Genomic DNA, 11044 nt, shown 5'->3' with positions numbered 1-11044 from the left:
GCCTAGGGCCCGATTCACCCGGCCTAGGGCCCGACCCGTCGGCCAGGCCCGAGCCCGTCCCCACTAGCCCCGCCGGGGCGGCCGACGCTCGGAGGACGCATGACCACCGAACCGACCGACCTCGCCGACCTGACCGCCACGCGCCTGACGGCCGGGTACGCGGCCGGCGAGTTCTCCCCCGTCGAGGCCGCCCGCGCGGCCCTGGAGCGCGCCGAGGCCGCGCAGGCCGCCACGAACTGCTTCACCCGGATCGACGCGGACCGGGCACTGGCGGAGGCCGGGGAGTCGGCGGAGCGCTGGCGGGCCGGCACCCCGGCCGGGCCGGTGGACGGGGTGCCGGTCACCGTCAAGGACATCCTGCTGATGCGGGGCGCGCCGACGCTGCGCGGTTCGCGGACGGTGCGGGCCGAGGGGCCGTGGGAGGAGGACGCGCCGGCGGTGGCCCGGCTACGGGAGTCCGGCGCGGTGTTCCTCGGCAAGACGACCACCCCGGAGTTCGGCTGGAAGGGTGTCACCGACAGTCCGCGGCACGGAGTGACGGGCAATCCGTACGACCCCGGGCGCACCGCGGGCGGCTCCAGCGGCGGCAGCGGGGCGGCGGTGGCGCTGGGCGCCGGGCCGCTGAGTCTGGGCACGGACGGCGGCGGGTCGGTGCGCATCCCGGCGTCCTTCTGCGGGATCTTCGCGCTCAAGGCGACCTACGGGCGGGTTCCGCTGTATCCGGCGAGCCCGTTCGGGACGCTGGCGCACGTCGGCCCGATGACCCGGGACGCGGCGGACGCGGCGCTGCTCATGGACGTGATCAGCGCCGCGGACTGGCGGGACTGGTCGCAGCTCGGCGCGGCCGCCGGCTCGTTCCGCGCGGCGCTGGCCGGTCCGGTCTCCGGGCTGCGGGTGGCCTACAGCCCCTCGCTCGGCTGGGACGTGCCCGTCGCCCCGGCGGTCGCCGCGGCGGTGCGCGGGGCGGTGGAGACGCTCGCCGGGCTCGGCGCGTCCGTCGAGGAGATCGACCCGGGCATCGCCGACCCGGTGGAGGCGTTCCACACGCTGTGGTTCAGCGGTGCCGCCCGGGTGGTGCAGCATCTGGACGACGCGGACCGGGCGCTGCTGGACCCGGGGCTACGGGAGATCTGCGAGCAGGGCGCCCGCTACAGCGCGCTGGACTATCTGGCGGCGGTCGACACACGGATGGCGCTCGGCCAGGCGATGGGCCGCTTCCACAGCGCCTACGACCTGCTGGTGACCCCGACGGAACCGATCACCGCCTTCGAGGCCGGCGTGGAAGTGCCCTCCGGTTCGGGCCACACCCGCTGGACGGGCTGGACTCCGTTCACCTACCCCTTCAACCTCACCCAGCAGCCGGCCGCGACACTGCCGTGCGGGGTGGACGGCGACGGCCTGCCGATCGGCGTCCAGCTGGTCGGCGCGCGGCACGCGGACGCGCTGGTCCTGCGCGCCGCGCACGCGCTCTACGAGGCGGGGACGGCAGAGATCCCCGCGCCGCCCGGGACAGGCCCTAGGCCCGCCGGAAGTTGAGGGTCTCGCCCAGGGCGCCGGCCCGCCACAGGTCCTGGCAGGCGTCGGCCATCCGGTCCAGGCCGTCGACGACGCTGCCCCACACGATGCCGGGAACCCAGCCCGCGTCGCCGTTGATCAGCAGATTGTTGCGTTCGTAGAAGAGCGCGAGATCGACGACGGTGGCGCGGCCCCGGTGCGCGGCCTGGTTCTCGTAGCCGTAGGACGCGGTACCCAGTTGGGTGTCGCTGAAGGTGAAATAGCACAGATCACCGGGGATCGGGGTGATCGTCGGATTCTCCAGCGGCGGCTCCTGCGGCGCGAACGGCGGCAGCAGGGCGTAGATCTCGTTGCGGGCGTATTTGGCGTGGTAGACGTCGCCGCCGAGCGGGAGGGCGTCCCATACGGCATTGCAGGTGATCGGCGCGCGGTCGTCGAGCAACTTCGCCGTGCAGCGCACTCCGCGCTTGTCGAGCGAGACTTCGATGAAGCGATCGGTCATGCTCGGATCGTAGGGGGCAATACCGGCGTACGGAACAGCATGGAACAGTACGGAACAACTCCCGACCGCTTGCATCAAGGGCCGGAAACTATCGGCATATCTGCCAGGGGTTCGGGTAGCCGCGCGCCCATGGCTCCACCACCATGGAACACCTCAGAGAACCCAGGCCAATTGACACCCGGCATCCGCCGCCGGTCGCTGCTCGCGGGGGTAGCGGCGCTCGGCGCAGCGGGTGCCCTGGGAGCGGCCACCGGCTGCTCGCGCGTGGACGTCACCGGGGCGACGGGCGGCGGCCACCTGCTGGAGGACCTGCGCAGCCGGGGCACCGTACGCATGGGAATCGCCAGCGAACCGCCGTACGCCGCCATCAACAGCAAGGGCGAGCTGACCGGCGAGGCGCCCGCGGTCGCCAAGACGATCTTCCAGCGGCTGGGGATCAAGAAGTTCGAGCCGGTGCCGGTCGAGTTCGGCGCCCTCGTGCCCGGCCTGCACTCCTTCCAGTACGACGTGATCGTCGCGGGCATGTTCATCAACAAGGCGCGCTGCCAGGCGGTGCTCTTCTCGGACCCGGACTACGAGTCGAAGGACGCGTTCCTCGTGCCCAAGGGGAACCCGAAGAAGATCAAGGACTATCCGGACGTCGCCAAGCAGCATCTGCGCATGGGCACCGGTATCGGCTATGCGGAGATCGACTACGCGGTCGGCAACGGCGTCAAGCGGAGCACGATCCAGACCTACGGCGACCAGATCGCCGGAATGGAGGCACTGGAGGCCGGCCGGATCGACGCCTTCGCCGGTACGGCGCTGACCATGATCGAGGCGCTGAAGACCGGTCAGCACCCGAAGGTCGAGATGACCGAGCCGTTCACCCCCAAGGTCGACGGCAAGCTCCAGCGCGACGGCGGCGGCTACGGCTTCCGGATCGGCGAGACCAAGCTGCGGGACGCCTTCAACCGCGAGCTGCACAAGATGAAGAAGAGCGGCGAACTGCTGCGGATCGCCAAGCCGTACGGCTTCACCGAGGAGTTCATGACCGACCTCACCGCGAAGGAGCTCTGCGACAAGTGACCTCTGCGCTGTGGGAACTCTTCCTCGAAGGGCTGTGGATCACCGTCCAGCTGATGGTCTACAGCGCCGCCCTGGCCGCCGCCGTCGCCTTCGGCATCGGTCTGGCGCGCACCTCGCGCTTCTGGATCGTCCGCTTCCTGTCCGGTGTGTACGTGGAGTTCTTCCGCGGCACCTCGGCGCTGGTGCTGATGTTCTGGCTGTTCTTCGCGCTGCCGCTGCTGGGCTGGCAGCTCGTCGGCATCTGGGCGGGCACCCTGGCGCTCGGCCTGTCGTACGGCGCGTACGGCTCCGAGGTCGTGCGCGGCGCGCTCCAGGCGGTGCCGGCCGCCCAGCGGGAGGCGGCCATCGCGCTGAGCTTCACGCCCTGGCAGCGGCTGCGGAAGGTGCTGCTACCGCAGGCCGTGCCCGAGATGATGCCGCCGTTCAACAACCTGCTGATCGAGCTGCTCAAGGGCACCGCGCTGGCGTCGCTGCTGTCCATCGGCGAGCTCACCTTCCAGGCCAAGCTGGCCCGGCTGTCGACGGGCCAGAGCGCCCAGGTCTACGGCATCATCCTCGTCCTGTACTTCGTGGTCGCGTTCCTGGTGACCCGCGTGATGCGGGTGCTGGAGCGCCGCGCCAAGGCCTCGGTCGGCCGGGCGGTGCCCAAGGGAGAGGGCTGGTTCTCCCGCAAGCTGCCCGTCGAGAAGCAGGGCCCCGAGGCGCTGGCCACCGGAGGTAAGCCGTGAACAACTGGTCGTGGAGCTATATCGGCGAGATCATGCCCGACCTCCTCAAGGGGCTGTGGATCACCGTCCAGGCGACGGTCTACGGCTCACTGGTGGCCTTCGCGCTCGGGCTGGTGTGGGCGCTCGCCCTGCGCTCGCCGAGCCGCTGGGTGACCTGGCCGGTCAGCGTCGTCGTCGAATTCGTCCGCAACACCCCGCTGCTGGTGCAGCTGTTCTTCCTGTTCTTCGTCCTGCCGAGCTGGGGGCTGACCTTCGCGCCGCTGACCACGGGCGTGATCGGTCTGGGCCTGCACTACTCGACGTACACCGCCGAGGTCTACCGCGCCGGCATCGACGGGGTCCCGCCCGGCCAGTGGGAGGCCGCCACGGCGCTGAGCCTGCCGCGCCGGCGCACCTGGATCGCGGTGATCCTGCCGCAGGCCTTCCGGCGTGTGGTGCCCGCGCTCGGCAACTACGTCATCGCGATGTTCAAGGACACGCCGATGCTGGCCGGTATCACCGTCGCGGACATGCTCTTCCAGGCGAACAGCATCAGCGCCACCACCTTCGACTACCTGGAGCCGATCACCGTCGTCGGCATCCTCTTCGTCGTCATCTCCTACCCCACCTCTCTCCTTCTGCGAGCCCTGGAGCGTCGTCTTGTCCGCTGAGAGCAATCACACCGAAGACCGCGCCGCAGAGACCGCCGGCCCCGCCGACAGGGGCGGCGAGCTGATCCGCTTCGACCACGTCACCAAGCGGTTCGGGACGCACACCGTCCTGGACTCACTGGACTTCACCGTCTCCTCGGGCAAGCACGTCACCCTCATCGGCCCGTCCGGCTCCGGCAAGACCACGATCCTGCGGCTGCTGATGACGCTGCTGAAGCCGGACGAGGGCACCATCAAGGTCGGCGGCGAGTATCTGACGCACGAGGAGAAGGGCGGCAAGCTCGTACCGGCCGGGGAGAAGCACACCCGGGAGGTCCGCAAGAACATCGGCATGGTGTTCCAGCAGTTCAACCTCTTCCCCAACATGAAGGTGCTGCGCAACATCACCGAGGCGCCGGTGCACGTCCTGGGCCTGAGCAAGGACGCCGCCGAGGAGCGGGCCCGCGAGCTGCTGGACCTGGTGGGGCTGACCGAGCACCTCGACAAGTACCCCACCCAGCTCTCCGGCGGCCAGCAGCAGCGGGTCGCCATCGCCCGCGCGCTGGCGATGCGCCCGCAGGTGCTGCTGCTGGACGAGGTGACCTCGGCGCTCGACCCGGAGCTGGTGGCCGGGGTGCTGGACGTCCTGCGGGACATCGCGCACACCACGGACATCACGATGCTCTGCGTGACCCATGAGATGAACTTCGCCCGGGACATCTCCGACGACGTCCTGATGTTCGACGCGGGCCGGGTCATCGAATCCGGCTCCCCGGAGAAGATCTTCACGGAGCCGGAGCACGAGCGTACCCGGGAATTCCTGAGCGCCGTGCTGTGACCCGCACGCGATAAGCACCGCCGAAACCGGGTGGTGTGCCCCCCTCCGGGGTACACCACCCTTTCTCATTCCCCGCTCGTTCACCGCTTGTTCGCCGCCGGGCGCCGCGGGGGCCACGGGGGCCGCGCTCGCCGCGAACGGCCGGAAGATGGCCGGTATGGCGTGCTTCCGCGCCAAGCGCGACCGGGTCTGGATCAAGGACACCGCCAGGTACGCGGCCAGACCAACTCCGGCGGCCACCCCCGGATTCCGCTGCTACGGCACCTACCAGGGCGGCCGGCAGATCTGCGACTTCGACCGCCAGTTGGCCGAGAAGCGCATCTTCCTCTGGTACGTCAGCACGTGGCAGGGCAGCAAGATCAAGTGGACCGGTGACGCGAAGCTGCTGCGGACGTCCTGAACAGGCACTTCCGACGCCTGGCGGAACCGGCCAGTAGAAATGGCTGATTCCGTACCCTCCAGGGGCTCTTCCCGGCTGCGCCCCGGGGCGACCGGGTGCCACCGGAGCGCACAGCTCCCCGGCACCCGGCTTCGTGACCTTGGCATATGCCACTGTCTCAAGCGCCTGTACAGAAAACCGAGGCGCACCTCTTTTCAGTCAAGACCCCCTCCATCGAGGGCCGTTGACCGCTATCGTGATAGCAGCCTCGTTGTCCGGGACCGGTCGCGCATGTGGTCGGCCGCGCCCATCGACGACGGTCACGACGCAAGCGGTAACAACCTGCTAGGGGGACACCGTGGCGCTGAAGCCCGAGCCGACCGCGCCGTTCCATTCGGTGCAGTACGCCCTGCGCGTACTCGAAACGATCTCCAGGCACGCCGGTGGCGTGGCGGATGCGCAGATCGCCCGGGAAACCGGCCTGTCCCCCGGCCAGCTCGCCCACATGCTGTCGATGCTGCGGCGCGAGGGCTATGTCGAGCAGCTCGCCGACGGGGCGTATGTCGTCGGTGAATCGCTCCTGCTCCTGGGGTCGGGCGGCGACCGCGACCGGGCCCTGCGCGACAAGCTGCAGCTCACCCTCGACCAGCTGCGCGACTCGGTCGGCGCGGCGGTCTACATCAGCCGGTACATCGACGGCGAGGTCAAGATCCTCCACTACGCCGACGGACCGCTGGCCCCCAAGGTCAACGAGTGGGCCGAGTTCCACCGCACGGCGCACGCCAGCGCGGTCGGCAAGTGCCTGCTCGCGCAGCTCGACCACGACGGCCGCAAGGACCACCTCTCCCGGCACAAGACCGCCCGGCTCACCTCCCGGACGATCACCAACGAGAAGGTCCTCTTCCACAAGCTCGACAGCCAGCCGCCCACGGTCCCCGTCCTGGACCTCCAGGAGTACGCCGTCGGTACGGTCTGCGCGGCCGTGCCGATCACCGCCGGATCGACGGTCGGCTGCCTGGCGCTGTCCATGCCGCTGGAGCACGCCCACCGCCTGCGCCAGGCGGCGGACACCCTCAACCGCAAGGCCGCTCCGGTCCTGCTGTCGCTGGCGATCTGAGCGGCGCGGCGCCGGGGCCGGCGGCCGTGGTCATGAGCACCCCTCTCGACCAGGTAGTATTTCTTTCGTCAGCGCGCGCCGCTAGCTCAGTTGGTTAGAGCAGCTGACTCTTAATCAGCGGGTCCGGGGTTCGAGTCCCTGGCGGCGCACGTAAGAAGTGGGCGTTTCCGGTTCTCCGGGAGCGCCCACTTCGCTTTGGTGCAGGTCACCGCCCCAGCAGGCCCTCCCGGCCGTGCTCGCGGTACCGGGCCAGGAGCGCGGCCCGGTCCCCGTCGGTGAACGGGCGGTAGCCGCGCCCGGCGGGGGCGGCCGGGCGCCGTCCGCCGCCCCGCGGGTGCGCGCGGCGGTCGCCGGGGGGTTGCGCCAGTAGCCCTCGAAGGAGCTGCGGCCGCGGTTGACCAGCTCGCCTATCGCCTGCTCCCCCGTTCAGCAGGCGCCCGGCCGCGTCGAAGCGGGCGCGCGGCAGCTCGCTGGGTTTGATCCAGTCCAGGTGCCGTATGTGGTCGAACTCGACTTTTCCGGTCTTCCGTGTGCCCGTGTCGACGTTGACCTGCGGTGATGCGTGGCGGGCATGTCCAGGACGGTCGAGGAGGCGGGCGTGACCCAGTGAAGGGCCCGCCAGGTTTGTAGCGGGCCCTTCACCGGGTCTTGCTCGATGCCTAAAGCTGGCGCAGTCCTTCGACGGGCTGGTCGTTTTCACCGCCCTTGAAGTAGATGGTGTTGACCCATACCTGCCGGTTGCCGGAGTGGTCGTTGGTCTGCGCCCACCAGGTGCTCGTGTACTCGCCGTCGGTAACACGAGCCTCGCTGAAGTTCTTCTGGCCATAGAAGCCGTTGCGGCCAGCCCTGAGAAGCCCGACGGGGTTCCCCCCTGGCTCCCGGTAGGACGCCGTGTCTTTCCAGGTAATGAAGTACTGCCCTCCCTCCACTGGCTCGGCCTCGTCGACCGTGGACGCGGCTAGCGCTTCGAGCTCGTCAGGTTCCATGTCCTGCTCCCTTCTCAGAATGGTGATCAAGGTGACAGCCGAGGCACTGTCTGCCCGGCATGCCCTAGTTCCTGTCCATTCGTGAGGCGGGATATTCCAAGAGCTGCCCGCTCGGGGGAGCGCTCCGGGCCGCGCCGGGTGGGGTTGATCCCGGCCACGGCGGCGCCGGCCAGCGCCGCCCGCTCGGCGGCCGCCCCCGCCAACTCATGGTGGGTGAGGGCGGGTTCGCCGTAGCGTGCGCCGATCCGGTGGCCCACGGGGTCAGGAGAGGTCGACGTCCGAGCAGGCGTAGAAGGCGTTGCCGGTGTCGGCGATGTTCCAGACGCCCAGGATGAGGTGGCGGCCGGACTTCTGGGTGGGGACGGTGCCCTGGTGCTGGACGGTCCCGCCCGGCTGCGCGCCACCCATGGGGACGGTCATGAACGGCTCGGGTTCGAGGTCGGCGCGGGTCAGCGGCTTGCCGGGGTCGTAGCCGTCCTTGGTGATGAAGTACTGGAAGTCGGTGGTGGCGTGACGTGCCGTCAGCCGCCAGGTGAAGGTGTAGCCCTGGCCCGGGGAGAGCTTGGTGCCGGGCCATGCGCCGCCGCGCGGGTCGTCGAGTTCGGCGAAGTTCTCATGGCCGCCGGAGCAGATCTTGCCGTCCGCGGGGCCGGCGGCCGGGAAGCCCTTGGGGGCCTCGACGCTCTGCGGTTCGTACTGGATGGCGCCGCAGTCCTTGACGGTGCCGTTGGCGCAGAGCGCCTGACGGCTGGGGGGTGCGTCGCTGTAGCCGTGGCCGGTGGCGCTGCCGGTCGAGAGCAGGGAGACGCCGAGGACGCCGAGGCCGATCACGGCGGCACTGATCTTTTTGCGCATGCTTCGCTCCTGAAGAACGTGGGGGGAGTTCCATGAGCCGAGTGCGGTGCGTGAAGCGCGGTCTAGACCAGACGGCAGACTAGTGAGCGGCATTGGTCATGTCCAGACCAATGAACGGATCGACGGCCGCCCCGGCGGCGGGCCGGCGGGGCGGACCCGGGCCGGGGCGGCCCGCGCCGAGGGGCCGTCAGGCGGCCGCCGGGAGCGGGTCGGCCGCGGCGGGGCGGGCGGCGGTGTGCACCAGCGCCGTGTAGGTGCGGCGCAGGGCGATCAGGGACTCCTGGGCCTCGCGGTAGACGGCCGCATCGGGGCCGCCGCGGTGGGCGAGGGTGCGTACCGGGGCGCAGTGCCGGTCCATCGCGCTGAGCCAGGCGCGGTGCTGCGCGGGCAGATGGCGGCGCAGCAGCTGGCGCCGGCCCTCCCCCATGCGGCGGCCGCCGATGCCCAGCACCGCCTCGGCGGCCTGGAGCACCGGGGGTTCCAGGGCGCCGTGTTCGGCGAGCGCACCGAGCACGGCCCGCTGCTGGGGCGTCGTGGGCGCGGCCGCCAGTTCCGCCGCCTCGGCGTGGAGCTGGAGGCGCAGCGCGTGCTGGACGCGGACCAGCCGGCGCAGCGCCGTCGGGGTGGAGGAGTCGTCGGGCGAGCGGCCCGCGAGGGTCTCGGCGAGCCGGAAGAGCCAGATGCCGTGCGCCTCCAGCCGGGTCGCGGCCAGCATCAGCCGGTCCAGCCGGCTGAGCGGCTGGCCCTCCGGCGCCCAGCGCACGATCGGTACGAGCTGCTCGGTGCGGGCCAGCTGGTCGATGGGGATGTGGCGGCGCGGCTTGCGTTCGGGGGCCCAGTTGTGGAGGGCGAGGGTGGGCAGCGCGACGAACTGGTCGTGGTCGATGCGGTGCGCGACGGCCGCCCACAGGTCCAGGAACGCCTCGTCGGCGACCTGCCGTGCGGCCGGCGCCTGCGGGTCGAGTCCGCACCAGCCGCAGGACACCGCGATGACCGCGATCCGCATGGCGGCCGCCTCCGCGTTGCGCAGCGAGAGGCGCGAGACCCGCTGCCGCAGGGCCGCCAACTCATCGGCCCGGCGGGCGCGTTCGACCAGGGCGACCGCGGCCTCCCGGTCGGGCGCGACCGCGGCCGCGCGCGCCATGGCGTCCAGCCTGGTCCAGGTTCCGATCATGGAACGGACCGGCGGCCGCTCGGGCAGAAAGCCGTGCGCGCACGGGTCGTGCGGCGCGGGTGCGCCCTCCGCCGCCCCGGCGGCGTGCTCCGCCGGGGCGGCGGACGGTATGCCGGAGCCGGGCGCGGGCAGCGGTGCGCCGCCCCGCTGAACAGGAACGGTCGCACCCTCCCGCCCGGTCGCCGCCTCCTGCCCGGCCGCCGCCGTCTGCGCGGCCTCGGCCGCAGCCGCACCGTCCATGGCCGTAGTCATCGTCACCGTGCCCCCCATCAGCACTTCCCCGCCAGCAACCGGGCCAGGTGGGTGTCCAGGTCGAGAAAGCGGCCCTCGTGGCCGGGCGGCACGATCGCCGCCGTCTGCTCCAGCCATGCGGTCAGTTCCGTCGCGCGTACGGACAGCTCACAGACGGAGCTGCCGGTGGACAGCTCGATGTGGACGCGGCGCGCCTCGCCCGGCCGGCGGAACGCCCACACCCGCACGTCCCCCTCCCCCACTTCCTCGCGCAGCCCGCCGATCAGCAGATCGCGGGCGAACAGCCAGGTCGAGACCGTGCGACCCCGGCTGATGAAGGCGACCTCGACCTCGTACGGGCGGTCGCTGCGGTAGCTGAACCGCCCGGCCACCGGAACCGCGTCGCGCGGCCCGAGGACGAGCTGCATCTCAAGGGTGCGCTTGGCTGTCGACACCATGACGATCAACCTTTCCGACGGAGGAGCGAGTCCCGGGGCCCCGGTCCGGGGCGCGCGTCCTGGCAGACGTTGCTGTGGAGGGTGGGGTTGCGGGAGGTGCGGGAGGAGTGACGGACGCCATGGCCGGCCCCCTCCTCGTTCGTTGCGTTCCCTGTGCCCCGGCGCTGACCTCAGCCTCTCAACCGGCAGGAGATATCGCATGTTGACGGGGCAACTGATGACCTACGGCCACGGACGTGCCGTAGTCGATCCTCACAGAGCAATTCGGGCGGTCCGACAGCCGAAGGTCCCAAGATCACGGGACTTCCGGCCCCTGCGGGGAGGGGGTTCGGTGCGGTAGGGCATCCCGGGGCCAGGGGCGCGAGTGGCGGGGATCACATGGCCCGAGTGCGTGAGGGGCCCGGTCGTGGGTACGGAGCACCTCCCGAGTTCGTGTAAAGTTCTTCAGGTCAGCGCGCGCCGCTAGCTCAGTTGGTTAGAGCAGCTGACTCTTAATCAGCGGGTCCGGGGTTCGAGTCCCTGGCGGCGCACGTAACACTGAGGCCCCTCGCCATGCGAGGGGCC

General features: G+C 70.9%; 12 protein-coding genes and 2 tRNA genes. 9 read left to right on the top strand and 5 right to left on the bottom strand.

Annotated features, from left to right (window positions below; translation table 11 throughout):
* The first annotated feature begins 99 nt into the window (after positions 1-99).
* Positions 100-1536 (top strand): amidase, encoded by a 1437-nt coding sequence (locus ACWD6P_RS36290; RefSeq protein WP_451448486.1) that lies wholly within the window; start codon positions 100-102, stop codon positions 1534-1536.
* On the opposite strand, the gene ACWD6P_RS36285 is transcribed toward ACWD6P_RS36290, so the two are convergent.
* Complete coding sequence (locus ACWD6P_RS36285) at positions 1517-2017, bottom strand: DUF3830 family protein (protein WP_451448485.1); 501 nt, start codon at positions 2015-2017, stop codon at positions 1517-1519. The two genes, ACWD6P_RS36290 and ACWD6P_RS36285, sit on opposite strands and share 20 nt — an antisense overlap.
* Positions 2018-2146: 129 nt before the next feature.
* Here ACWD6P_RS36285 and ehuB point away from each other — a divergent pair, with 129 nt between their 5' ends.
* From ehuB to ACWD6P_RS36250, 7 genes are all read left to right on the top strand, one after another.
* Positions 2147-3085, top strand: a complete 939-nt coding sequence (ehuB, locus tag ACWD6P_RS36280) for an ectoine/hydroxyectoine ABC transporter substrate-binding protein EhuB (protein WP_451448484.1) — start codon at positions 2147-2149, stop codon at positions 3083-3085.
* Positions 3082-3813: an ectoine/hydroxyectoine ABC transporter permease subunit EhuC gene (ehuC, locus tag ACWD6P_RS36275; protein WP_451448483.1), complete on the top strand. Its 732-nt coding sequence runs from the start codon at positions 3082-3084 to the stop codon at positions 3811-3813. The genes ehuB and ehuC overlap by 4 nt, the downstream gene beginning before the upstream one ends.
* 32 nt (positions 3814-3845) lie before the next feature.
* Positions 3846-4463, top strand: a complete 618-nt coding sequence (ehuD, locus tag ACWD6P_RS36270; protein WP_451448488.1) for an ectoine/hydroxyectoine ABC transporter permease subunit EhuD — start codon at positions 3846-3848, stop codon at positions 4461-4463.
* Complete coding sequence (gene ehuA / locus ACWD6P_RS36265) at positions 4453-5280, top strand: ectoine/hydroxyectoine ABC transporter ATP-binding protein EhuA (RefSeq protein WP_451448482.1); 828 nt, start codon at positions 4453-4455, stop codon at positions 5278-5280. The genes ehuD and ehuA overlap by 11 nt, the downstream gene beginning before the upstream one ends.
* A gap of 157 nt (positions 5281-5437) precedes the next feature.
* Positions 5438-5680 carry a hypothetical protein gene (locus ACWD6P_RS36260; RefSeq protein ID WP_451448481.1) on the top strand — a complete coding sequence of 81 codons (243 nt, stop codon included), beginning with the start codon at positions 5438-5440 and terminating at the stop codon, positions 5678-5680.
* A gap of 337 nt (positions 5681-6017) precedes the next feature.
* Positions 6018-6776: an IclR family transcriptional regulator gene (locus ACWD6P_RS36255; protein ID WP_451448480.1), complete on the top strand. Its 759-nt coding sequence runs from the start codon at positions 6018-6020 to the stop codon at positions 6774-6776.
* 75 nt (positions 6777-6851) lie between these two features.
* Positions 6852-6925, top strand: a tRNA-Lys gene (locus ACWD6P_RS36250).
* A 510-nt stretch (positions 6926-7435) separates the two neighbouring features.
* Here ACWD6P_RS36250 and ACWD6P_RS36245 read toward each other — a convergent pair.
* The 4 genes from ACWD6P_RS36245 to ACWD6P_RS36230 form a co-directional block, all read right to left on the bottom strand.
* Positions 7436-7762: a hypothetical protein gene (locus tag ACWD6P_RS36245; RefSeq protein WP_451448479.1), complete on the bottom strand. Its 327-nt coding sequence runs from the start codon at positions 7760-7762 to the stop codon at positions 7436-7438.
* A gap of 261 nt (positions 7763-8023) precedes the next feature.
* Positions 8024-8617, bottom strand: a complete 594-nt coding sequence (locus tag ACWD6P_RS36240) for a lytic polysaccharide monooxygenase auxiliary activity family 9 protein (protein WP_451448478.1) — start codon at positions 8615-8617, stop codon at positions 8024-8026.
* A gap of 187 nt (positions 8618-8804) precedes the next feature.
* Positions 8805-10043 carry a hypothetical protein gene (locus ACWD6P_RS36235; RefSeq protein WP_451448487.1) on the bottom strand — a complete coding sequence of 413 codons (1239 nt, stop codon included), beginning with the start codon at positions 10041-10043 and terminating at the stop codon, positions 8805-8807.
* 17 nt (positions 10044-10060) lie between these two features.
* The gene (locus tag ACWD6P_RS36230; RefSeq protein WP_451448477.1) at positions 10061-10480 is read right to left on the bottom strand and encodes an SsgA family sporulation/cell division regulator; all 420 of its coding nucleotides are present in this window, start codon (positions 10478-10480) and stop codon (positions 10061-10063) included.
* A 456-nt stretch (positions 10481-10936) separates the two neighbouring features.
* Here ACWD6P_RS36230 and ACWD6P_RS36225 point away from each other — a divergent pair.
* Positions 10937-11010, top strand: a tRNA-Lys gene (locus ACWD6P_RS36225).
* The last annotated feature ends 34 nt before the right edge of the window (positions 11011-11044 follow it).

This window comes from Streptomyces sp. NPDC002446 (assembly GCF_053595675.1).
Note: the sequence above shows the minus strand (reverse complement) of the source record. Positions and strands in the feature narration are given on the sequence as shown.